The sequence below is a fragment of the Parashewanella spongiae genome (assembly GCF_004358345.1).
GTDB lineage: Bacteria > Pseudomonadota > Gammaproteobacteria > Enterobacterales > Shewanellaceae > Parashewanella > Parashewanella spongiae.
In genome coordinates this window covers 1,938,717-1,962,832 of record NZ_CP037952.1, presented here as the reverse complement: position 1 = coordinate 1,962,832, position 24,116 = coordinate 1,938,717, and the positions used below count along the sequence as shown (strand labels likewise).

The 24,116-nt window shown below is 40.1% G+C and carries 17 protein-coding genes; 11 read left to right on the top strand and 6 right to left on the bottom strand.

Going from position 1 to position 24,116, the window contains the following annotated elements; translation table 11 throughout:
* Nucleotides 1-186: 186 nt before the first annotated feature.
* Nucleotides 187-2,307, bottom strand: coding sequence for a fatty acid oxidation complex subunit alpha FadJ (gene fadJ / locus E2I05_RS07550; RefSeq protein ID WP_121851982.1), 2,121 nt, complete (start codon nucleotides 2,305-2,307; stop codon nucleotides 187-189).
* Between the two features lie 22 nt (nucleotides 2,308-2,329).
* Nucleotides 2,330-3,640 (bottom strand): acetyl-CoA C-acyltransferase FadI, encoded by a 1,311-nt coding sequence (fadI, locus tag E2I05_RS07545; RefSeq protein WP_121851981.1) that lies wholly within the window; start codon nucleotides 3,638-3,640, stop codon nucleotides 2,330-2,332.
* Between the two features lie 286 nt (nucleotides 3,641-3,926).
* Here fadI and E2I05_RS07540 point away from each other — a divergent pair, with 286 nt between their 5' ends.
* From E2I05_RS07540 to E2I05_RS07500, 9 genes are all read left to right on the top strand, one after another.
* Entirely contained in the window at nucleotides 3,927-4,883 is a 957-nt protein-coding gene (locus tag E2I05_RS07540; RefSeq protein WP_121851980.1) for an AAA family ATPase, read from the top strand.
* A gap of 12 nt (nucleotides 4,884-4,895) precedes the next feature.
* Nucleotides 4,896-5,831, top strand: coding sequence for a DUF58 domain-containing protein (locus tag E2I05_RS07535; protein WP_121852018.1), 936 nt, complete (start codon nucleotides 4,896-4,898; stop codon nucleotides 5,829-5,831).
* Nucleotides 5,828-6,322, top strand: coding sequence for a DUF4381 domain-containing protein (locus E2I05_RS07530; RefSeq protein WP_121851979.1), 495 nt, complete (start codon nucleotides 5,828-5,830; stop codon nucleotides 6,320-6,322). The genes E2I05_RS07535 and E2I05_RS07530 overlap by 4 nt, the downstream gene beginning before the upstream one ends.
* A complete protein-coding gene (locus E2I05_RS07525; protein ID WP_121851978.1) occupies nucleotides 6,316-7,359 on the top strand; it encodes a vWA domain-containing protein in 1,044 nt (347 codons plus the stop codon). Before E2I05_RS07530 ends, E2I05_RS07525 begins: the two co-directional genes overlap by 7 nt.
* Entirely contained in the window at nucleotides 7,356-9,266 is a 1,911-nt protein-coding gene (locus E2I05_RS07520; RefSeq protein ID WP_121851977.1) for a vWA domain-containing protein, read from the top strand. The genes E2I05_RS07525 and E2I05_RS07520 overlap by 4 nt, the downstream gene beginning before the upstream one ends.
* On the top strand, nucleotides 9,260-10,900 hold the full coding sequence (locus E2I05_RS07515) for a BatD family protein (RefSeq protein ID WP_121851976.1): 1,641 nt from the start codon (nucleotides 9,260-9,262) through the stop codon (nucleotides 10,898-10,900). The genes E2I05_RS07520 and E2I05_RS07515 overlap by 7 nt, the downstream gene beginning before the upstream one ends.
* An 87-nt stretch (nucleotides 10,901-10,987) precedes the next feature.
* On the top strand, nucleotides 10,988-11,551 hold the full coding sequence (locus tag E2I05_RS07510) for a sigma-70 family RNA polymerase sigma factor (protein WP_121851975.1): 564 nt from the start codon (nucleotides 10,988-10,990) through the stop codon (nucleotides 11,549-11,551).
* Entirely contained in the window at nucleotides 11,544-12,248 is a 705-nt protein-coding gene (locus E2I05_RS07505) for a DUF3379 domain-containing protein (RefSeq protein ID WP_121851974.1), read from the top strand. The genes E2I05_RS07510 and E2I05_RS07505 overlap by 8 nt, the downstream gene beginning before the upstream one ends.
* Before the next feature lie 143 nt (nucleotides 12,249-12,391).
* Nucleotides 12,392-12,613 carry a hypothetical protein gene (locus E2I05_RS07500; RefSeq protein ID WP_121851973.1) on the top strand — a complete coding sequence of 74 codons (222 nt, stop codon included), beginning with the start codon at nucleotides 12,392-12,394 and terminating at the stop codon, nucleotides 12,611-12,613.
* Nucleotides 12,614-12,618: 5 nt separating this feature from the next.
* Here the strand turns inward: E2I05_RS07500 and E2I05_RS07495 are convergent, their stop codons facing one another.
* Nucleotides 12,619-13,188, bottom strand: a complete 570-nt coding sequence (locus E2I05_RS07495) for a PhnA domain-containing protein (protein ID WP_121852017.1) — start codon at nucleotides 13,186-13,188, stop codon at nucleotides 12,619-12,621.
* 590 nt (nucleotides 13,189-13,778) lie between these two features.
* Here E2I05_RS07495 and E2I05_RS07490 point away from each other — a divergent pair.
* On the top strand, nucleotides 13,779-14,390 hold the full coding sequence (locus E2I05_RS07490) for a hypothetical protein (protein WP_121851972.1): 612 nt from the start codon (nucleotides 13,779-13,781) through the stop codon (nucleotides 14,388-14,390).
* A gap of 419 nt (nucleotides 14,391-14,809) precedes the next feature.
* Here the strand turns inward: E2I05_RS07490 and E2I05_RS07485 are convergent, their stop codons facing one another.
* From E2I05_RS07485 to E2I05_RS07475, 3 genes are all read right to left on the bottom strand, one after another.
* Nucleotides 14,810-18,400, bottom strand: coding sequence for a hypothetical protein (locus tag E2I05_RS07485; protein ID WP_121851971.1), 3,591 nt, complete (start codon nucleotides 18,398-18,400; stop codon nucleotides 14,810-14,812).
* Between the two features lie 814 nt (nucleotides 18,401-19,214).
* Nucleotides 19,215-20,348 (bottom strand): IS110 family RNA-guided transposase, encoded by a 1,134-nt coding sequence (locus E2I05_RS07480; RefSeq protein ID WP_133309449.1) that lies wholly within the window; start codon nucleotides 20,346-20,348, stop codon nucleotides 19,215-19,217.
* Nucleotides 20,349-20,549: 201 nt separating this feature from the next.
* A complete protein-coding gene (locus E2I05_RS07475; RefSeq protein ID WP_121855311.1) occupies nucleotides 20,550-20,786 on the bottom strand; it encodes an HP1242/YdcH family protein in 237 nt (78 codons plus the stop codon).
* An 887-nt stretch (nucleotides 20,787-21,673) separates the two neighbouring features.
* Here E2I05_RS07475 and E2I05_RS07470 point away from each other — a divergent pair.
* Nucleotides 21,674-23,235, top strand: a protein-coding gene (locus tag E2I05_RS07470) for an IS3 family transposase (RefSeq protein ID WP_425325192.1) whose coding sequence is annotated in 2 segments (ribosomal slippage) — nucleotides 21,674-22,154 and nucleotides 22,154-23,235 — 1,563 coding nt in all. Because the reading frame shifts where the segments join, the coding sequence is not laid out codon by codon here.
* Nucleotides 23,236-24,116 lie beyond the last annotated feature (881 nt).

The following is a 24,116-nucleotide window of genomic DNA, read 5'->3' as shown; positions in this document are numbered from 1 at the left end:
CGGAAGAAAGTATACCGATGAAGAATCCTCGTCACTCCAGCGCAGGCTGGAGTCTAGTGCCTTTAAGCTTTTCTATAAAAGTCACTGGATACCAGCCTTTGCTGGTATGACAAAAAAATTTAAAATATTGATTGGTACTTTCTAAATCGCTAGTTCCCTTTCCCTTCGCTGCTAGTCCTTAGAAAGTTATTCATAAAAGCTACGCTCTTCTTGTGCCATTTTTACTAACAAATCACACGGAGTAAATCGATCACCAAACTCATTTTGATACTTTTGCAATGTTTCAACGAGGGCTTTAGCACCGAGCTCATCCATGTAACGGAATGGTCCACCCAAAAACGGGGGGAAGCCGATGCCAAAAATAGCACCAATATCGCCATCTCTTGGACAAGCAATTATGCCTTCATCTAGACATCGTGCAGCTTCATTTAGCATTTGCACAACACATCGCTGTGACAATTTACTCGCCTCTTTATTAGGCTTTGGGGTTAAACCAAATAAAGCATAAACCGACTCATCGACTTGCTTTTTACCTTTTTTAGCCTGTTTGCCATAAAGATAAAAACCTTTATCACTCTTACGGCCTTTACGACCGTCGCCGAGTAATTTATCAAAAGCTTGCGGGGCTACGAATCGTTCACCGAGTTCTTTTTCAAGAATTGGCGATATTTTGGCACCGACATCAATGCCTACTTCATCCAGCAATGTCATTGGTCCAACAGGGAACCCAAACTTCACCAGAGACTTATCTAAGTGCTCGATGCGTTGCCCTTCTAACAATACTTGCGAAGCTTCATTCATATAAAGCGCAAGAATACGATTTACATAAAAACCAGCGCCGTCTTTTACCACAATTGGCGTTTTACCCTGTTTACGTGCAAAATTAACCGTTGTTGCAATCGTCTCAGCTGATGTTTTCTCGTGAGCAATCACTTCTACCAATGGCATTTTATCTACGGGTGAAAAATAGTGTAAGCCAATGACATTTTCAGGGCGCTCTGCCACTTCAGCAATTTGCCCGATTGGTAAAGACGATGTGTTAGAAGCAAAAATGGTTTCTTTGCTACATTCACGCTCGATATCTTTTACCATTTGGTGTTTAAGCGACAAATCCTCAAACACGGCTTCGACCACAATATCGGCGTCTTGTACGCCTTTATATTCAGTAGTGGTTGTCATGAGTGCCATAATATTGTCACGGTCATTGGCTGTCATGTGTCGGCGTTTTACTTTTTTATCCAGCAGGTTATAAGCATAAGACAAAGCATTACTCAGACCTTGTTCGTTAATGTCTTTTACACGTACAGGCACTTTTGCTTTGGTTGATGTGACAGAGGCAATACCTCCGCCCATCAAACCGCCACCTAAAACAACCGCTTTTTTGACGGATTTTGAATTGGCTTCACCAGCTTCTTTTTTCATTTCCGTTGTCGCGAAAAAGATACTGCGTAGTGCGGCTGACTCTTTGGTCATCACTAAGTCAGAAAAGTGACGAGCTTCGACTTCAAGGCCAGCATGAATGCCTTTTGACATCCCTACTCTTACACAATCAATGATCTTATTTGGCGCTGGATAGTTACCTTGTGTTTTACGCTGAACCTGTTTGGTCGCTTGATCGAACATAATGTTTCGACCTATTGGCGTAGCTTCTAATACTCGGTTAACCAACGATTGCTTTACTGGCTTAGCTTTTTTGTGACCCGCTTTGGCAAGCTTAATGGCGGCCTCTAGCAATATGGTTTTAGGTACCACTTCACTCACAATACCTAATTTTTTGGCTTGTTTCGGGCGAAGCTGCTTACCCGTTAACATCATATCAAGTGCGGAGGCAATCCCGACTAAGCGCGGTAAACGCTGTGTACCGCCACCGCCGGGAAGCAAACCAAGCTGCACTTCAGGCAAGCCCAATGCCGTTTTAGTGTCGTCACTACAAATGCGTTGATGGCATGCCATGGCGAGCTCTAACCCGCCACCTAAACAACTACCGTGGATCGCCGCAATTACAGGGAAAGGCAGATTTTCTAAATCAAAAAAGACTCGATGCCCTTGCTGAGATAGCGTTTTCGCATCTTCTGACGTTTTGCATTTATCCAGCATGCTGATGTCTGCGCCTGCAATAAATGAATCTTTTTTGCCTGAAATGATCACTAAACCTTTAATACTGCTGTCTGACTTTATTTCAGATAACAGTTCATTAATTTCGGCTGAAAATTCAGCACGAAGTGTATTTACTGACTCGCCCGGAACATCCATAGTTAATACGGCGATGCCATCATCACGGCGGGTTAAATTGAATGTTTTTTCCATTGTATTCGTACTCATAAAGCCGTTACTCCACTTCAACTATCATTGCAGCACCTAATCCACCAGCCGCACATGCTGTTGCCAGTCCTGTACCACCACCTCTACGTTTTAACTCTCGACAAACTTGAGTGATCAAACGTGTACCTGTTGCCGCAAATGGATGCCCGTATGCTAATGAACCACCCAATACATTAAATTTGTCCATATCAATCTCGCCTATCGCACGGGACTGACCAAGCTGCTCTTCAGCAAACTTTTTCGATTCAAACATTTTCATATTCGCTAATGTTTGTGCTGCGAAAGCTTCATGCATTTCGATTAGGTCGAGATCTTCTAATTGCATTCCCGCGCGTTGCAATGCAAGCGGAGTGGCATACGATGGCCCCATTAACATGTCTTCCCACACATCAATGGCACTAAAGGCATAACTTTTAATGTATCCAATTGGTTGATATCCCAGTGCTTTGGCTTTAGCTTCATTCATTAGAATAACCGCCGATGCACCATCGGTAAGCGGCGTACTTGTGGCCGCAGTAACCGTGCCGTGTTTGCGATCAAACACAGGTCGCAGTTTGGCGTAACCTTCTAGTGTTGAGTTCGTACGGATATTATTATCGCGCTCAAGGTAGGATTTATAAGGCGGTACGTGCGTTATCATCACTTCGTCTTTGAGTACACCTGAATCCCATGTTTTGGTTGCCAACGTATGAGAACGATGAGCAAGCGCATCTTGATCGTCACGGCTAATATTATGAGTTTTTGCCATCTGCTCAGCGGTTTGTCCCATACTCAAATTGGTAGAGTATTCGGCTACAGCAGGCGGTACAGGCAGTAAATCTTTTAAATTCAGTTTGCGGATGATATTCCATTTTTGCCCTAAACTTCTGGCTTTCGTTAAATCAACTAAACCACGAGCAAGTTTTTTTGAAACGCCAATGGGTACCACTGATGATGAATCAGCACCACCAGCAATTCCAATATCAATGTTGCCAGTTAATATTGATTCAGCCACATTAACAGTAGACTGGAAACTGGTTGCACAGGCGCGAGTTACGCTGTAAGCGTCGGTTTTCACGTCCATGCCCGTACCAAGTACAATTTCACGGGCAATATTTGGGGCTTCTGGCATTAAAACAACTTGTCCATAAACAAGTTGTTCGATTAATTTTGGGTCTAACTCTGAGCGAGCCAACATTTCATTGACAACGATTTTCCCTAAATCCAAAGCCGACAAACCGTGTAATGCGGTTGCCTGTTTAGCAAACGGTGTTCTCAAGCCTGCGACTATGGCTATCCGTTCACCTTTACTGTTAGTGAGCTGTTGCTTACCACCCATGTATAACCCCTATTACTGTTCATCCATCAAAGTCTAGCTGCCACTTCCCATATTTAAGAAAAATTTTACAGGTCAGACCATAAGTTTTGTGATCTGATTCTAACTATTTAATAGAAAGTTTCAAACACTTGTTTAGAATATTTCCAAACCAAAGGAACTTACATCACCTCTTGCCCTCTATTATCTATAAATGTTAAAAATAGCATTACTATCTGATACTAAAGATTTCATTTAGTATTATGCGCTTTAATAAGAACGTATTTGATTTAATTATATGAGTTAACACATGTCCTTGAACCGCTTTCAAACGCTTAGAAAATATTTAAACATGGTGATTTTAGGTCAACCTGTTTTGACCGAGAACTTAATGACAGCATTAGTCGCTGATGGTCATTTATTAGTCGAAGGCCCACCGGGGTTAGCCAAAACCCGCGCGGTAAAAGCATTATGCGATGGTATCCAAGGTAATTTTCAGCGGATCCAATTTACGCCTGACTTATTACCAGCCGATTTAACCGGAACCGATATTTACCGTTCGCAAACCGGTGAATTTGAATTCGAAAAAGGGCCTATTTTTCATAATCTGATCCTCGCTGATGAAATTAACCGCTCACCAGCAAAAGTGCAATCGGCATTATTAGAAGCGATGGCAGAAGGTCAAGTCACTGTTGGTAAGCAAAGCTACCCGCTATCAAAACTGTTTTTAGTCATGGCAACTCAAAATCCATTGGAAAATGAAGGGACTTACCCGCTGCCAGAGGCTCAACTCGACCGTTTTTTAATGCATTTGAACCTCGATTATCCAAGTGCTGAAACTGAGTTTCAAATCTTGCGTCAATCTCGTAAAGAAGCTCAAACTCACAAACAATTAAAAATGGAACCAATCAGCCAAGAAGATATTTTTGCTGCCCGTGATGCGTCATTGCAGCTCTACCTCGCTGAGCCGCTTGAAAAATATATTGTGGATATTGTAATGGCAACCCGCCAACCGCAACAATACAGCGATGAACTCGCTTCATGGCTGGAATATGGCGTAAGTCCCCGTGCTACCATTTCTCTTGAACGCTGTGCCCGTGCTCGTGCTTGGTTACAAGATCGTGACTTTGTCTCACCAGAAGACATACAAGCCGTAGCACCAAATGTACTGCGTCATCGCTTACTGCTCAGTTACCAAGCACAAGCTGAAGGCATCAGTACTGACGATGTTATACGTCAGATAATCAGTTTAGTCGCGGTACCCTAAATGGTAGGCAAGATGACAGATAATCAAGTTCTGCCACTTTTTGCTGACGGGTTAACCTTAACTGAAAAAGAGCTACTCTCATGCCAAAGCCTTGCCCGTGCCTTGCCAGAAAGTCGTAATCGAGCGCAAGCACACCTTGCAGGACATAGAAGCAGCAACCTAAAAGGGCGTGGAATGGAATTTGCCGAAGTTCGGCAATATCAGCAAGGCGATGATGTCAGAACCATCGATTGGCGCGTAACAGCCCGAACAGGTAAAACGCACACGAAACTTTTTGTCGAAGAACGTGAGCGCCCTATCCTGATTTTTATCGATCTCAGTCATAGCTTATATTTCGGTTCTAAGTTATTGCTGCAATCGGTACAAGCCGCGCACGTAGCTGCCACCTTAGGTTGGAATGCCATTAATCATGGTGACCGACTCGGCGCTTTAATCGCAACTGAGAACGAACACGTTGAGCTCAAACCGCGCAGTCGTCGTTTGGGCATTTTACAATTGGTCAGTTCTTTGACCAAGCTACACAAAAATCAATTGAATCACATTGGTGACGAAGATTATCAACCAGATCATATTGTTAAAGCTTGCCAACGACTAAAGCGACTGGCTAAGCCCGGTTCATTAGTATGGATAATCACTGATGGTCAAAACTTTACTCCTGACTGTTTAGCGCCACTAAGCGAGTTACAACGTCATTGTGAGTTAAAATCATTTTTAGTGACGGATCCGCTAAGAACTGGCACGGCTCAATTGCCTAAGCAGTTCAGTCTGCCTATCCGCCAAGGTAGCCATAAAACCCTTCTAACTCGCCAGAGTTATCAAATTTGGCTCGAAAGCGAAAAACAAAAACAGAGTGTATTTGTTTCAATCATGAACCAACTTAATGTTTACCCTAATGAAATCGATGCTGGTTTACGTTTGAGTGATCAATTGGAGTTATTGCGCCAATGACCACCAATACAGCCGCTATCAACCCCGCTTTACAGAATATGAAAGACATTCACACGCCTGATCCTATTGGACTGTGGCCATTAGCCAGCGGGTACTGGTTACTGATTGTGCTCGCTATCATATTAATTGTCGGCATTTTTTTATTGATCCGTCGCTATGTAAAGCAAACAGCCCCCAAAAAAGCCGCAATGAATGCACTGAATAACATAAACACTTCTGGTGAAAATTGCGCGGTAGAAATTAATGCTGTGCTAAAACGTGCCGCCATGAGTTACATTTCACGTGCTACCGTTGCATCCAGCGATGGAGAAGAGTGGCATCAATGGTTAGATAAATCTTTACCAGATAACATGCAAGGGAAATTTGCCGCGTTACTCAATAAGCGTTACCAAAAAGACGGGCTTACAACTCAAGAAAATATCGAACTCATGGAATTAGCCAAATTCTGGTTAAACAAAGCCCTACCGATGAAACCGGAGGCTATATGTTAACGCTAATTTGGCCTTGGTTATTACTATTATTGCCATTACCGCTTATTTTTAAAAACCAACAAAAACCACAACAAGGTGGTCACTTACTGCTGCCAACAACCAGTACTACTCAGTTGATTGGTACCATTTCCACTAAATTTTCTCGCCGCTGGTATTGGGCTATGTGGGTACTTTTAGTGTTTGCTGTTGCCAGACCACAATGGTTGGGTGAGCCCATTGAACTGCCGAGCAAAGGCCGTGACTTAATGGTCGCGCTCGACTTATCCGGCAGTATGCAAATTGAAGATATGGTACTCGACAATAAGACGGTTGATCGATTTACGCTGGTACAAAAAGTCGTCAGTGAATTTATTGAACGCCGTAAAGGCGACAGAATTGGATTAATTCTTTTTGCTGATCATGCTTATCTACAATCACCACTCACACTGGATAGACGGTCTGTAGCCACTTATTTGCAAGAATCTCAAATCGGTTTAGTCGGTAAACAAACCGCCATTGGTGAAGCCATTGGACTGGCTGTAAAACGCTTCGATCGCGTCGAGGACAGCAACCGTATTTTAATCTTGCTGACTGATGGCACAAATAACGCCGGTAAAGCCGAACCAACACAAGCGGCTGAAATCGCCGCTAAACGTGGTATCACTATATATACCATTGGTGTTGGCGCTTCCGTCATAGAAAAGAGGAGTATTTTTGGTCGCCAACGGGTTAACCCTTCAAGCGATCTAGGCGAAGCCACATTAGAAAAAATTGCGGCCATGACAGGCGGGCAATACTTTCGAGCTAAAAACACCGAAGAACTTGAACGCATTTATCAAGTGATTGATCAGCTTCAGCCTGTGAGCCGCGATCAACAAACTTATCGCCCTCGATCTGAACTTTTCTATTGGCCGTTAAGTATTATGTTAATCATTAGTGTCATTTTAAACATGAGTAAACTGTCTTTATTTAACCGCTTTAACACTGCCAAAGTGCATTCTCAGGCAAGATCTCAGTCTAAAGTCTACCAACCTAAGAGTAATGGAGGACACTCATGAGCCTTCATTTTATCCGCCCAGAATGGTTATGGGCACTGCTGCCACTTCTTGGCTTATTATTCTTTCTTTGGCGTAATCAGGACTCAAATACGGCATGGAGTCGCTATATTGCCCCTCACTTAGCTCATTTGCTTATGGACTCTGGCAAACAAAGCTCAAGAACGTCGTTATTGGTCGCGTCATTCATTTGGCTTATCGGCATACTGGCATTATCAGGGCCTGCACTAACAAAAGAAACCCTGCCTGTTTTTGCAAGCACACAAGGTCGTGTCATCGTTATGGATATGTCCTTGTCAATGTACGCAACGGATCTGGCGCCCAATCGACTATCCCAAGCAAAATTTAAAGCGATTGATTTGCTAAAAGAAATAAAAGAAGGTGAAACTGGCTTGATTGCCTATGCCGGAGACGCATTCACAATAAGTCCATTAACTCGTGACAGTGCAACTCTGCAAAACCTTTTACCGACATTAACGCCCGATATCATGCCAGTACTTGGATCTGATGCGGCTTCTGGTTTAACCCAAGCGGTTACTCTGTTAAAAAATGGTGGGCACCTCAAAGGTGACATTATTTTGCTTACCGATGGCATAAATTCAAACCAATTAAGCGATGCTAAAAAAGCCTTAGCTGGTGAAAACTACCGACTCGCAATTATGGGATTTGGCACTAAGCAAGGCGCGGCCATTCGCTTACCTAACGGACAATTACTAAGAGATAACGCGGATCAAGTGGTTGTTGCCAAAACCGAATACGACATCCTCAGCCAGCTCACCAACGATTACCAAGGGGTTGTCACTCACAACAGTGTTGATGACAGTGACGTAAAACGCATCGCTCACTGGTTTTCTGTTGATGATTCAGCAAAACTCACTGATCAACAAGGGGAAGCTTGGTTGGACTTAGGGCCTTATCTCAGCCTGCTTTTGCTCCCCCTGTTGTTACTAAGCTTTCGTAAGGGATTTTCTGTTGCAGCGCTATTTTTCGTTTTGAGCTTGCCACCAGCGCCTGCTGAGGCAGCCCTGTGGGAAGACCTATGGCAAACCCAAAATCAACAAGCTCAGCAAGCGTATCAAGACAAAGATTACCAACGCGCAGCAGGGCAATTTAACGACCCTCAATGGCAGGCCAGTGCCGATTACAAAGCTGGCAATTACCAAAAAGCATTAGAGGGATTTGAACAAGATAGCTCCGCTGAAAGTTTGTATAACCAAGGCAATAGTCTGATGCAGCTAAATAAGCTCAAAGAGGCACAACAACGTTACCAGCAAGCGATTGATAAAAACCCTGACTTTGCTGACGCTAAACACAATTTGGATTTAGCCAAACAGCTTGAACAGCAGCAAAAGCAAAACCAGTCAGGCAATGGAGACGATAATAAAGATCAAGATAACAAAGGTAAAAACGAAAACAACCAAGAACAAAACAAAACGGATAAACAAGATCAGCAAGATAAGAACAATCAGCAAAACGGTGATGACTCTGAGCAGCAAGGTGATCAAGGCAAACAAAAAAACGCCGATCAGCAAAACCAAGAACAACAAAATCAGTCTGAATCTGAGTCAGAGTCTCAACAACAATCTGAGCAAGACGAGGACAAAAACCAACAATCAGAGTCACAACCTCAACCACAAAACAACGAAGAGCAAAAGGCTGAGCAACAACAAGCTGAAGCCGAAAAAACTCAGGAACAACAAAACCAAGAAAATCCTCAATCTGAGCAGCAATCGGCGCATGCTAAGCCAATAGATCCATCAGAGTTACCTGCAGATCTCCCTCCTGAAATGCAGCGAGTGCTGAATGCAATTCAAGATGATCCTCAACTTTTGTTGCGCAACAAAATGCAATTAGAATATCAAAAACGCCGTCAGAAAGGCCGTCTACTGAAGGAAAAAGAACAGTGGTAAACCGACTTATTGTTATTTTTTTATTATTATCCAGCTATACAGGCTCTGCATTTGCGGTCACTAAGGTAGAAGCTTCTGTGGACAGAAATCCTGTTGCACAAGGTCAATATTTTGCCTTGAGTATTGTGGTGGATGACGAAGTCAGTGGCGAGTCATTAAAAACCACCTCTCTTTTAAAAGATTTCATAGTAGGTCGTACCAATGTCAGCCGCAGTACTCAGATTGTAAACTTTAATACCGCCAAAGAAACGCGTTGGCAGATCCTACTGGCAGCCAAGAAGAAAGGGATTGCCACCATTCCTAGTTTTACCATTGATGGCGTCAGTTCCAATCCAATAGCATTACAAGTGGTTTCTGGCAACAGCCCTACTTCCAATAAAAATGATGACGTTTATATTGAAACTGAACTTTCACACGATCAAAGTTACGTCGGGCAGCTTTTACTGTACAAGGTGAAACTGTTTCTCGCCGTTGATTTGCAACGCGGTGTACTGAATGCCCCACTCGCTGAAGGGGCTCAAGTCAAGCAGATTGGTGAAGATCAAGATGGGACAGAGATAGTCAATGGTCGCCGATTCAGAGTCATCAAGCGTACCTATGGGATCATTGCCGATAAAGCCGGCGATCTTCGCATTCAGAGCGCAAGCTTTAAAGGCGATGTTTTAGTTAATACTCAACAACGCCGTAGTATGTTTTCATTTAACGAAAGCCGACCTGTTGAAATTGGTACAACAACCAATACAGTCAAAGTCCTTGAAAAACCCGCTGGCTACCAAGGAAACTGGCTGGTTTCAGACTTGGTGTTACTGAATGAAGAGTGGCCACAAGAGCAGGAAGAATATGAATTAGGGGCTCCAATCACTCGTACATTGAAGCTACTCGCCTCAAATGCTGATGATAACAGTTTACCCAGCATTCACTACGCGTTACCCGACTCACTAAAGAGTTACCCTGAAAAGCCAGTTCGAAAAACCTATGTTCGAAATGGCAATATGGTGGCAGAGCTCAGCCTTACTGAAGCGATAATTCCCACCAAACCCGGTAAATTTACATTGCCAGAGTTAAAAGTACCTTGGTGGAATCCACAATTAAAACGTCAAGAATATGCCGTACTTCCAGCACGAACCATTATGGTTAAAGGCGGCATTTTGCCAGCAACGATTCCAACTAATTCAATCCCTGCGTCTGATATACAAGTTGAAAACCAATATTCTGCTGGATATTGGCCGTGGGCTACGCTACTTTTCGCTTGTTTATGGCTTGTGACATTAGTGACATGGTTCACTAAGAAGCCGTTGACTTCTGAAATAAAAACCACGCCAGCCACTTCATCAAGCCTGCCTTTAAGTCACATTGAAAAAGAGATGAAACAGGCTATTAAACTCAAAAATTACAGTGCGGTGTTGAATGCAATTCAAAATTATTTTTCTCAGAAACAAAATAAAAATATGAATTTGACAGAAATTACGGCATTGTCTCCTTTGCTTGCCCAAATAATTAACAAATTACAAATGGCACGCTTTGGTCAAAAAGAAGTGGAAATTACGGAACAAGAGTTATCTCAAGCAGTGAAATCGGCTATTGATATACAACAAAATGGACAAAAAAGTGCACTTATTGATCTAAACCCATAAAAACTAAGCGAGCTTGCACTGATTGGACTTGTTATTCAGCTCAGTCACTTTAAGCTAACCGCCTCAACATAATATTAAGAATTAAATATGTTTGATATTTTGCGAAAGAAAAAATCAGATGATGCGGTCTCTTTAGACATGATAAGTAAACAACGACGTTATGAAAGCCTGATCAAGGCGCTTAACACTGACATTTATCGTTATGCCTATTGGCTGTGTGGTGACAAACACATTGCTGAAGACATAACACAAGAGACCTTTCTACGTGCATGGCGCGCTTTAGATTCGTTAAAAGATGATAAAGCCGCTAAAGCATGGTTGATTACGATATTACGCAGAGAAAACGCCAGACGTTTCGAACGTAAGCAGTTTGATTATTCTGATATTGAACAAGATCACCTTGAAGATGTGTTTTCAGGTAGTAACGAAGAACACGCTGAGCAGTATTTACTCAGAAGACAAATTGGCAAATTGGAAATGGAATACCGCGAGCCCTTATTGTTACAAGTCATCGGTGGTTTCAGCGGGGAAGAGATAGCTGAAATATTAGAATTAAATCGAAATACTGTAATGACTCGGTTATTTAGAGCACGTAATCAATTGAAAGATGCATTAGAACAACCCGAAATGAGAGGGCAATCAAATGGATGAGCTACAGTTTCGGCGTAAGGCTTATGCTGAGCCCAACTGCCAAGAACCTGATTTTTTGCAAGCCATGAACAATGATGCGGGTAAAGCTGCGACGGTCGATGGGTTAAAAGCCCTTGACCAACAAATTGCAAAAGCAATGAATGTAGACGTACCTGAACGCTTGACTGAGAATTTAATATTACGGCAACAACTAAAGCAGCATCATACCCATAAGCGAAAAACTGGGTTCATGTTAGCGATGGCAGCCTCAGTGGCTTTCGCCGCTGGTGTAAGCTTTACTTTGTTGCGTGCAGCGCCTGTCGATCTAGCTGATCATGCTATTGCCCATGTCAAGCATGAAGGTATGGCCATGAACATAAACCAAAATGTGAGCTATCAACAAGTTAACAAACAATTGGTTTCATTAGTAAACATGCAAGATTCTAAGTTTACGAAACAGCCTGGTGAAGTCTATTACACCTCCTATTGTGACTTCCAAGGTGTACGCAGTTTACACATGGTCATGCAAGGCGATAACGGTAAAGTTACTCTCTTTATTGTGCCAGCAGAAGAAAGAATGAAATTTGAAAAGTCATTCTCTGATGACAAGTATAAAGGCATGGGTTTTGAAAAAGATGGTGCCTATATGATTATGGTTGGTGAAAATCAATCGGATCTAAATTACGTAAAAAAAGAAATTGAAGGCACTTTTATTTAACTTTCATTTCCTTACAAACTTAATAAGCAGCTTGGATTTATCTTAGCTGCTTTTTTTATGTCTATTGAGCGAGAATATTAAGATAAAACTTCAAAAGTTTGATAAATTAACCGCTTCAACGAGTAGAGAGTAACCATATCTTAATGACCGATTTTAGCATTAAAAATAAACTCACCAGCCAGTCATTCAATAAACAAAAAGGACTTATCAAGCGTATTCTTCTTGGAAAGTCGACGACATGCACTGAATGTAAAAAAGAACTAGAACTCATTCTTCCTGAAACAAAAAATGCCAATAAAAACCCAGGAATATACTGCAAGAAAGGCTGTACGGACATCGAGCTTGAACTCGAAGCCGTACATTAAAACAATTACGCTTTTTTAACGTATTGAGTCAAAATTACGATTCGAGTGCCGTTCACGCGGCCTTCGATGTGTTCAGGATTACTGGTTAACCCAATATTTCTAACTGAAGTGCCACGTTTAGCCACAAAGCTTGTACCTTTTACGTTTAAATCTTTGATGATCACTACTGTATCACCTGAACTCAAAACGGCACCATTGCTATCCACATGTTTAATATCATCGTCTTCTTCGTTTGACGGTTCGGCATCCACCCACGCCTGAAGCTCTTCGTCGAGATACAACATATCCTTCAAGTCTTGAGCCCATGTTTCTGAACTCAAACGATTCAACATACGTGCTGACATTACTTGCACCGCTGGCACCGTACTCCACATGCTGTCATTTAAGCAGCGCATGTGGTTCACGTCAAAATCTTCAGTTTTAATGACCTGCTCGGCGCACACGCCGCAAAGTGCAATATCTGAATCAATGTGTCCATCTGATGCTGGGATATCAAACTGTTTTAATTCTGTTTCTGCTGAACATAATTCACATTTACCGCCACAGCGGCCTAACAACTCGGAGGGTAAACTCATTAATCTATCTTCTTTGATATGCATTAAATGGTACGCATGCTAGCACTTCTCGCTTTTACGTACCATCGAGACCGTCAAATCTTGCGACTCTAATCCAGATATCTATTATCCTAAATAAATCGGTTAAACACACAATTTAACTTTAATCTATTGAAGTTAAATACAAGATTAAACAACTCGAATTCACCCATCAGGTGAGTGCTAAACATTCATATACTTGCCAAAATCACCGCTAGCTGCGTTATACATTTTGCAAGTAGAAACGAATTGCAAGTAGAAACGAAGTCACGACGGTTTTGTCTAATGTGAGATTTTCATAACTCATTGAAATTGCTTATTTCGTCATCCTTGCGAAAGCAGGAACCCAGCGACTTGATCGTATTCTCCATGCCATAGAATCAATCATTCTAAGGTATGATAATGCCCACCAAAAATTAACCACACATCAGGTACTTAATGTAATTGGTGCAACAACACTTCGGACTATTTTAGAACCACCATAGATTAATAATTGTTCAGCTTCTGGATCTAATTTATAAAACCTGATAAACAATGACGTTAACTTAATAATAATTGACTGAATGTAAATAATGTCCACGCCTATAGGAGGAGTAGAGTCCTCAAAAAACTTTGTTATTGATAATAATTCTGAACATAGAAAAAGTTGCGAATTAAAATCACCAAATCCTAAAGTTCAATCGAAACCTTTGCAAGAAGGAGACGTACCAACACCTCACGAAACAGTATTACAAATGCAACTGAATAGTACACCATCAACAACACATCTTACCGTTGAAAATATGACCGGACATGCTGAGCAGGCCGGAGAAATGGTATTCATCCCTGACGATATTGGAGCTCTTTCCAATGTAGCTAGGGAGGTAAAAGCTGTTCAAGCCACTGACAGTTCAAGTGGCATTTTAGATGCTGCTTCCAAGAAAAGGATGCAGTTAGGTTCTTCCCATTTGGCACCTGCTTCTTGTTCTAGCGATAATGCAAGCAGTTCTCAGAAATGCTTTCACGTAATCAAGAAAAGTGACAAGGACGTAAAACAAAAAACAAACACCAGTGCCTTCTCTGGAGCAGGTAATCAGTTACTATCAAAAGATGGCAAGCGCTTAACTGAAAAACATCAACTTATTGAAAAACAACAAAATGACGACATTAGGCAAGCAAGAATTAAATATTTTACACAATCCTAAATAAATCGGTTGAACCTAAAAACATCAGTTGAACGCTGAGTATATGAGTAACTGTTTGAGCAATAAGATGATTTTATTATCATGGTTTTCACCCAATGAGTGAAATGCTCTACGCTCACAAGCTTGCTAAAATGGATGCTATCTGCGTTATAAATTTTGCAAGTAGAAATGACCAATTTACGCTGTCTTAGATGCTTTTGAGCGTTCACTGTTCTGTGTTGTAACCCGTTTACTTAGATGACTAAGCTTCACTGCTTACGCCTTGAACAGATAAACGCTCAAATAGCACGAAATTTAATCCTGGAAGATAAACAGCCCCTAATGCCTTTGTTTTTTCTATAAAATCACTGGATACCAGCCTTCGCTGGTATGACAAAGATTGGTACTTTCTAAATTGCTAAATCCCTAAGTTTAAGGTTTTATGAAAAAGAGAGTAATACACTTATTTCCGATAATTGATGCTTTAGTCGGGTTACGTTTTCCTCAGCAGATAAAAAAATCTGAGCCGATTTCTCTCTTTCACTTTTCGGAATCCAGTCTCGTCCAAATCTATCTCCTTGTTTTATAATTGGTGTGCGTAATTGAGTATTTTTCTTTCTCAATGAAATGGCTGTTTGTGCGGTTTCACAAAAATGTAGAAATGCTTGAATTTCCATTTTTGCTTTTCCCACTCTATCCATTGTTATATAAGCTGAAGTGTATGCTTCATCATCTTTTATGGCTATATCTGCAGCACCCATTAGCTGAATTTGTATTTCTGACAAATCCTTAAAGAATTTTTCAGGTAATTCTGACACCATTACTAAACACCCCTCTTTAATATGGCTAAATAGTTGAAGATCATCGGGTTTAAATGGATGTTTCTCATTTGCTTTAATAAGCATATTGCAAAATGTCTCTAACTTTTTTTGATATGTTGTTAATTGTTTTAATTCTTTTGGGATCATATAAATAGCAGCTTCAACAATGCCTACTCGACCGCGTATACACAATTGCAAATCATGAGTGTTTTTTGCAATCAATTCTAAAAATTTTTGTATCGCTTGTTTCGGGTTTTCCAAGGAGAATTTCTCTATAGGCTCAAGTAATTGATCTTCTTTTGATCTTTCTGGAGGTATTGGACTATGACGTTCCTCAACAGTAAGATCTCTCGTAGCTGGAGTAAAATGCTGTTTAACTGGCTTAATTTTCATGGCTTTTGGAATATTAGACAATGCACTCATTTCACTATCCTTTTGCTGCTTTTTTTGAGTCTGAATGTGTAAATATTCCTGACTTATCGATCTAACCTTTTCTTTATTCGATTCAAAAACGGCAAAAAGGTCATAACGAGCAAAATCCAATTCTTTATCACTGACCGTTTTGACAGCTTGCAAATACACATTTGACAACCAGCCACATTGCAAACTGTGAAACACAATTTTAAAAAAGTCTTCCTGTCGATTAATATCAACCACTGAAGCAGGAAGCTTTGAGCTAGCACATTGTTCAACCGTTAGCACCACGATGCGCCTTAAGACACTCAATAATGAAAATTCTCTGGGGATTCCACAAGCTTTAAAATCTAATTGATCCAATTGTTTTAAGCTCTCAATTAAAGTCGTTGGCCTATAAAGTATTTCCAATATATAAATTTGCTGTAACAATGGTGCGGATAGTTGAAAAGATTTATGCATGCAATCCAAAGTCTTAACTGTGAAATCTATCAAAGTAGGATCGTTGACGATCCCCTCTAATGCCAATTTTACTTTTACAGCGACTACATCACCATGGAGTTTCAAGCAAGTTATGCGCTCTAATGCTTCATAAAAGCCTGAATAGAGTAGGCATAAATCTCTCCCTAGTTCCAGCATAGTTTTACTTAAAAAAGCCGTGTCTGATTTTTTTTGACACTTAGTAATTGAGATAAAACGAAACCCACATGCTCGATAAAATAACTTTTGTTTCCTTGTGTAAAACTCACTCATTTTGTTGTCGAATTGTTGTATTTGCTGAGTGGTTTTCGCTTTAATTAATAACTCCAAAATAAACATTTCTTGAGTCTCGGAAAAACTCATTTTTAGTTGATAAATATCTCGCAAAAATCCAAGTTCAGAAAGGGTGGCATGTTTATCAAATGACTGTTTACATCTATTGAAAATTTTATTTCGAGCTTTGCCTTGTATTTTATGTTCATCAGCAATTCGTAGCATTCGTTGCCCTGATATTTTCAATAAATAACTTTCATAGTTCTCCATAAGCTCATCAACTTTATTAAGCCAAGCTTTTGAAGCTGTTACTTTTTTTTTAGCTAAATCATCATTACTTCCATATTTCAACTTATTTATATTCTGATATTCCCCAAATATTTGTTCTATATAACAACGTGCTGCTTCACTGTAACTTTGTAGCTCAGTTTGATGCCCATTAAAAGCTGTGTTCTTAAGCGATAAATAGACATTCAATCGTCCGTAATCTACCTCTTCTTTTGACACTTCCTTTATAAACCAGTCAAAAATAGTACCAAAATACCCCTTGTAAGCCTGTGACTTAAAATGAGGAATACAATCACTGATGCTCAAGGATTTAAATTCAATTGAAAAAGATGGTGGGAGTTGATATTTCTCGGTACTCATTACGGGCAAATGAGGAAAATTAGGGCAACTTTCTATGGTTGCCGGAGCAATAGCTTGTTCAAACCTCTTAACCGTTTTTGAGAACTCTTGATGATTACCTTCCTTACTATTGCCCAACTTTAACTCATCACGAATTAATAAACTGGATAAAGCATGTAAATGAAACTTCCATGGCAAAGTGCTTTTTTCAAATTTTTCATGAGTATCGCAAATCGAATTACACAGAAAAATAAGGCCCCTACGCAAACAATTGATTTGTCGATGGCTCATACTCGGCAAATGTTCATACATTAACTTCAAGCATGGAGCGGCATGAATGGGTTCTCGAAATAAGGCTGTAAAAATTAAATAATCACAACTCATATTAATTTTTTTATGTTGGGGATTATCAAGCAAATTCTCGTCACCTAACACATAATGTTCAAAACTTTGAAATAATGCTTCGTATTGCTTTCTTGAGCTGGTAAAAGGTTCAAGCTGTTTTTTTAGGGCCATCTCTGCTCCCCCAACCTCGATATCCCAGAATATTGCCGAAAAATTGGTGACACATTCAATATGAGAAATAAAAAATTCTTTTGACAAATTATGATTATTATCATCTTCTAAAAGGCGAAAAAATAATTGTGAAATCTCACAATGAAACAATAAGTTTTGACAAAAATTACTACCTTTTAGTGACTGTCTCATGATTGTTTTTTCAGGTAGATCAGCTTTTTTTATAACACTATTGCTGTCTAAAAGTTGTTCACAAAAAAGCTCCGATAATATCTTTTTATAATTTACTGTTGTGCAAAGCTTTGCAAAGATCACAACTGTGCAATGTGCAACCTTTGTATGCATTTTTATGAGCGCTTTGGATGACGGCGTACTGGTGTTTGCTTTTCGAATCGCCTTTAGCCATGTTACTTCATCAGAAAATCGCTCCAAGTACTGACCATATAAAACCTTTAATTCCTGAATCTCACCTAATAACCTTACTGCTCTCATTTGCTTTGTTAAAACGCTAGCTGTAGGTTTCTCTTTCAAGCTTGAATCTGGATTATTCATGTCATCAACGAATGTTTTAAACGCTTTAGAGATGCTTAATGCTTGCGTGTAATAACGTGAAAACCTTCTTTGTTTATATAGTTCAACATAAGTTTGTCCCCCAACAACCAAGGCGTGAGGATGACACTTATCATATAAGTCCACTGTTGTATCAAGGGGCTGAAATGCAGCGACATGTCCATCATCTTGAATTTTAGACTTTATTGGCTCTGAATCTGTCGCCTCTTGAATGCTACATTCAGTTTTTGACGTTGTTAGGGGTTTATGTGGCTTAGGTGGGACACTAGGCGCAATATCAGGCCAAGCTTCATATTCTACAGCCTGTTGATTCACCCCTGATATTGCCATGCATTTCTCCGAATTTAGATGTGCAATCTCTTTTAACATTGAGCAGAAATAAAGCTACTTTAATATAACATTTTAAACCTTAATATTTTTTGAATGACACATAATTTAATCGAAATCATCGTATGTGTCTGTCACCTTTCTTTAACCTAAATAAATTGTTTGGGAGCCTTCATATACGCAGAAAAATTTACTAATAGCAAGGCATGAATAGCAGCAAGTATATCTATAGTCAGAATCCAATCTTCGTTTATTCCAATAAATACTAGGGGCTGTTTATCTTTCAGGATTAAATTTTGTGCTATTTGAGCGTTTATCTGTTCATGGCGTAAGCCGTGAAGCTTAGTCATCTAAGTAAACGGGTTACAACACAGAACAGTGAACGCTCAAAACCATCTAAGACAGCGTAAATTGGTCATTTCTACTGCGTTATCGTTTGCTTATTTGGAATACCAAACCGCACAAGCTCTGTCTTGTATAAAACGACCAATTTATCGCTGCAAAAATAATCACGAAAGATAAACAGCCCCTTCTATGAGGACATCTTTGTCAAGCCCTTCAGTTTTTAATTTATTTCATTCAGTTTCTCTGGTTAAAAGTGTTGCTCAGGTTTTGTTGTGTCAGCTTAATGGCTAACCACCTTCTATCCGTTCTGACTTTAGTCAGTCACCTTAAATTGCATGCGCATTATCACGCCTAACCTGAATAATGATACTAACTCTTCTAGAAAAACGATTTAGCCTTGCTTATCAAGGGGCTGTACAGTTAGCATCGAACAACGCTTTACTACATTTTACTCTTTACTTGGTTATTTTGATTAAAGTGACATCGTTGCACCTGATGGCACTTCTCCATGCTCTAAATACTTCCACAGTTTGATAAGAAGTTTACGTGCCATAGCAACAATGCCGATGCGTCTCATTCGTTTACTGCCATGAGCGAAACGCTGTTCGAACCATAAACTCAATTCTGATTTGGGTTGATACCGTAACCAAAACCAACTGAGTTCAACCATAATCTTTCGTATTCGTCGATTACCTGACTTGCAAATGCCTTGCTCTCTTTGACTGTCACCACTATCGTAAGGCGTTGGTGTCATTCCTGCACAAGCTCCCACTTGTTTAGCGTTTTTAAATTCTCGCCAATGGAAAAACTCTGTTACTAATACCCAGCTCGATTGCCAGCCTACGCCTTTAAGCTGCATGAGCTGATTAATTTTTTGCGATGCGTCATCACAGTCATCAAGAACACGTTGTTTTTGTAATTTCTCAATTGCTTTAATTTGCTTGTCGACAATTTCATGCCTATCAAGTTCTCGCTCTATTTCCGTCACTAAATCTGTCGGTAAAGGCTTATTGAGAACCGCCGTCTTAAGTTGATTAACTTTCCCCTTTAGTTTAGAGATATTTTCCACGCTGATACCATGCAAACACAGAAGTGACTTAATTCGTGCGCTGTGACTGCCACGCTCTTTTACTAATCGTTCTCGCTCTCGGTTAATTCGTCGCTTATCTTCAGCTTCTACATTTGGAACATTGATGATATTTAAAGCTTCTTGCTCTCCAGAGTGATAACGCATCAGTAAACGGAGCAAAGCAATCACATCAACTCTATCGGTTTTGACTTTCTTCTGTTTTCGGCTGACTTCAATACTGGCTGAGTCAATCACATGATTTTCGATGCCGTCTTTAATTAACGCTCTGTGTATCCAGAATCCGTCTCTACCTGCTTCGTAACAGCTAATGACTTTGCAGTTTTCAACGCAGAATAGCTTTTCTTTTGCTAAGGCTATTTCATGATGTAGGGCTTTCCAGTCTCGGGAATCAATCGTTTTGACTCTCTTTTTTTCACCATTTGAAAAGCCAAGCTTCCAAGTTTTACTGCTAAGTTCAAAAGCAATGTACAAATTAACAAATTTTGCGTTATCTTTTACTTGAAGGACGGTGCTCATAATATTCCCCTTGTGTTGTGGTAACTAAAGGGTAGTTGAGTTACTGTCCTTCATAGTTTCTAGTACCTTTGCTTTTCTCTATTAAAGTCACTAGATACCAGCCTTCGCTGGCATGACAAAGATTAGTACTCTCTAAATCGCTAGATCCCTTATGCTTAAAGCCTTAACCGAACGGTTAAGGCATATATCTAAAAATTGTTATCAATGAATAATCAATTTGTATAGTTTATCTTTTAGTGCTGAGCGTTGATGCTTTAGCTGATTAAAACGCTCATCTGCAACGGGAACCCCTTGAAGTTCAATCTCTCTTATCTCACTATCCAACCTATGATACTCGTTCGCCATTTTTTTGAACGACGAATCACTTGCTGTCAGTTTGATAATTTTATCTTTATGAGCAGAGAAATCTTTAATTAAAGAATGATCTTCACCTAACATTGTTATACCTCTTTAAACTCAATTTATCAGTGCAGTTTTTATATCTTTATTACCTTTTATTACTACAAATGTTTTACCAATAGTGAAGTCCAAACTTAAACATTGAACATTGAATTATTCGACGTTTAGTCGACTGATCTTCGCTTCATTATTATCTAATGCATTACAAATAAAAACTTTTCCTACTGGTTATTCATCAATTAAAAGGCGGGTCTTACAATCGTGTAATCAATTACTAAAGATTAAGTGTTAGTATCAGCCGTAAGATTGGCATGAAAGTTACATCCTACGTTTTCAAACCCTTATATGGACGACCTGAGAAGACAGAATTAAATAACACAATTCAGCAGCCACCTGCTTGAATCGTTATGTAAATAAGAGTGATAGCATCGTCCTTGTCTATCTCATTTAACTTCTTTATTTGAGATTGTTCCCGTACAACAGCTTTCACTCCTCCGTCACTTTTTATTACTTTCGCACAACCGCTTGTACTACTATTCCATAAGGCTTTCAACCAATACCTTCATACATCCACCTGTTATCTTTTAGCGATGTCCTGCAAACTTTGACGAGCTTGCAGGACAAATGAAAGCAAAAATTTGCTATACGGTATTCCTCGAAGTTATAACTCGATCAACATATCGGTGCGAAGAATATACTTAACCCCTGCTAATCTTTCCTCAAGGCCGAAGGCATGCTGATATATCAACCACTCAAATTTATACCCATATAAGTACCTGACCATAAGTTTCTTAAGATTTTCTAGTGCCCAGTTTCAGCACTCTACGGTGTTGCAACTTCGGTTACATCCCCCTGTGTCAGACTTGTTGTCACTCCTAAAATTTAATCAATTTAAACTGTTTAGGGAGCGGAAGTTAGACACCTAAATGACACATTATTCAATTGAACGTAAAGAAGCTGTACTGAGTAAAATGCTTCCTCCACACAATATGACAATCGCTGCGATTTCAAGAGAAGAAGGCATTTCTGTACATACCCTGTATTATTGGCGAGATAAAGCAAAAGAAGCAGGACATCCAGTGTCAGGGAAAACCTTAAATACAGACAATTGGTCAGCCGAAGCAAAGCTAGCTGTTGTCATTGAAACCGCAATAATGACTGAATCTCAGTTAAATCAGTATTGTCGTGAGAAAGGAATATTTAAAGAGCAAGTCAAGCAATGGAAACAAGATTGCCTCAGTGGTTTTCAGTCAAGCACAGCGCAAAAAGTAGAAGCAAAAAAACAGGCTAAACTCGACAAATCTGAGATTAAATCACTGAAATTAGATCTAAGACGAAAGGAAAAAGCCTTAGCAGAAACAACGGCTTTGTTGGTGCTAAGAAAAAAGCTCAACCTCTTATGGGAGGACGAAAACGAGGAGAATTAACGCCACTGAATCTAAGGCAGCAACTTATCGAATTAATCCAAGAAGCGTGCCGTGCAGGTGCGAGACTAGAACCTGCTTGTAAGGAAGTTCCGTTGAGCAAAAGAACCTATCGCCGTTGGTATAAAGATGGTCAAGTTCAAAAAGATTTACGCCCTGACTCGGTTCGCCCCGAGCCTCAAAGCAAGTTGTCTGAGCAGGAACGTCAGCTGATTTTAGATACCTGTAATCAAAATGAATATGCCAGTTTGCCACCGTCACAAATTGTTCCGTCTTTGTTGGATAAAGGGATTTATATTGCGTCAGAGTCGAGCTTCTATCGAGTGCTAAAGCAACATAACCAACTTAATCGTCGAGGCCGAGAAAAAGAAGTGAAAAAGAGAAGCAAACCAAAGAGCTACAAGGCATCAAAGCCGAATCAGATTTGGTCATGGGACATCACTTATTGTGCGTCGATCATCAAAGGTAAGTTCTATTATCTGTATATGTTTGAAGATATTTACAGCCGAAAAATAGTTGGTTATGAAGTCCATGAACAAGAGTGTGGAATTAAGGCCGCAGAGCTTATACAGAGGACGATGTTACGAGAGCAATGCTTTAATACACCACTGATTTTGCACTCAGATAATGGTGCGCCAATGAAGTCTTTTACTATGAAAGCAAAGCTAGAAGAATTAGGCGTTACACCATCATTGAGTCGCCCAAGTGTGAGTAATGATAATCCTTACTCTGAAGCATTATTCAGAACATTAAAGTACCGCCCAGACTGGCAGGCGAAAGGTTTCGCAAGCTTAGAAGAGGCTCAAGATTGGGTTGAAAGCTTTGTACAGTGGTACAACAAAGAACATAAACACAGCAAGATCAATTACGTCACCCCTCAAGAGAGGCATGAAGAGAGAGACAATTTGGTATTAATGAAGCGAAAAGAAGTATTGAAGTCTGCAAAAGCTGAGCATCCATCTCGCTGGTCGGGTGATGTTAGGAACTGCGAACCTGCTGGGGATGTGATGTTAAACCCAGATAATGAAAACGATACTGAGAAAGATGAAAAATATGTAGCTTAAATTTCAAGCAAAGAGTGACAACTGTCTTGCAAAACACCGACATAGCTACGGCTATGCGCCCTACATTTCGTCTTGTATCGCACTAAACCTGAACACAATAATTATCAAAGAACTTATTGACAGGTACTTATCGTTCAAAACTGTCAGAGGTTCACAACTAAGGGTTCTAGCGATTTAGAAAGTACCAATCTTTGTCATACTAGCGAAGGCTGGTATCCAGTAACTTTTATAGAAAAAAGCAAAGGCACTAGACTACCGACATACAAAACTGTCGTTACTTCCTTTCCAGCCTGCGCTGGAGTGACGAGAACTCATCGGTATACTTTCTTCCACAAATTCGATGGCCGCAATATAATAGAAATTCGATGTGTTGCTGACAGTCGTTGCAATCTCATTGACTCACACCTTGAGTATGAGCTCTGTAACGGAGCATCGCTTGGTACATGGATGACGTTAATCCTAAAAACATCAGTTGAACGCTGAGTATACGAGTTACTGTTTGAGCAATACGATGATTTTATTATCATGTATTTCATCCAATAAGTGAAATGCTCTACGCTCACAAGCTTGCTAAAATGACTGCTATCTGCGTTGTAACTTTTGCAAGTAGAATAACTACTTGCTGCAAGCTACGCCTTACTATCAGCCATTTTTTCTATGCTTGAGAACGCAGTCAACTGATGTTTCTAGGTTAATCGTGATTGCAGTGAAGCTAGCCAGAACTGATATATTTGGTTTCAATCTTGTTTTGGATATCTTTTTAGGTTCTTCTCCAAGCTTTGTCTATTTATTCGGGATGATGTCAGTCATTCCAATAGTCCAACCCAAAATTAATGTTAAAACATTTCATTCATTAGTTTTAATGCTTTCTTTATATCCAA

Bases quoted from the DNA above. Each gene is read 5' to 3' on its own strand.
- fadJ (WP_121851982.1), bottom strand. From the start codon at position 2,307: ATGGAAAAAACATTCAATTTAACCCGCCGTGATGATGGCATCGCCGTA.
- fadI (WP_121851981.1), bottom strand. From the start codon at position 3,640: ATGGGTGGTAAGCAACAGCTCACTAACAGTAAAGGTGAACGGATAGCC.
- E2I05_RS07540 (WP_121851980.1), top strand. From the start codon at position 3,927: ATGTCCTTGAACCGCTTTCAAACGCTTAGAAAATATTTAAACATGGTG.
- E2I05_RS07535 (WP_121852018.1), top strand. From the start codon at position 4,896: ATGACAGATAATCAAGTTCTGCCACTTTTTGCTGACGGGTTAACCTTA.
- E2I05_RS07530 (WP_121851979.1), top strand. From the start codon at position 5,828: ATGACCACCAATACAGCCGCTATCAACCCCGCTTTACAGAATATGAAA.
- E2I05_RS07525 (WP_121851978.1), top strand. From the start codon at position 6,316: ATGTTAACGCTAATTTGGCCTTGGTTATTACTATTATTGCCATTACCG.
- E2I05_RS07520 (WP_121851977.1), top strand. From the start codon at position 7,356: ATGAGCCTTCATTTTATCCGCCCAGAATGGTTATGGGCACTGCTGCCA.
- E2I05_RS07510 (WP_121851975.1), top strand. From the start codon at position 10,988: ATGTTTGATATTTTGCGAAAGAAAAAATCAGATGATGCGGTCTCTTTA.
- E2I05_RS07505 (WP_121851974.1), top strand. From the start codon at position 11,544: ATGGATGAGCTACAGTTTCGGCGTAAGGCTTATGCTGAGCCCAACTGC.
- E2I05_RS07500 (WP_121851973.1), top strand. From the start codon at position 12,392: ATGACCGATTTTAGCATTAAAAATAAACTCACCAGCCAGTCATTCAAT.
- E2I05_RS07495 (WP_121852017.1), bottom strand. From the start codon at position 13,188: ATGAGTTTACCCTCCGAGTTGTTAGGCCGCTGTGGCGGTAAATGTGAA.
- E2I05_RS07490 (WP_121851972.1), top strand. From the start codon at position 13,779: ATGTCCACGCCTATAGGAGGAGTAGAGTCCTCAAAAAACTTTGTTATT.
- E2I05_RS07485 (WP_121851971.1), bottom strand. From the start codon at position 18,400: ATGGCAATATCAGGGGTGAATCAACAGGCTGTAGAATATGAAGCTTGG.
- E2I05_RS07480 (WP_133309449.1), bottom strand. From the start codon at position 20,348: ATGAGCACCGTCCTTCAAGTAAAAGATAACGCAAAATTTGTTAATTTG.
- E2I05_RS07475 (WP_121855311.1), bottom strand. From the start codon at position 20,786: ATGTTAGGTGAAGATCATTCTTTAATTAAAGATTTCTCTGCTCATAAA.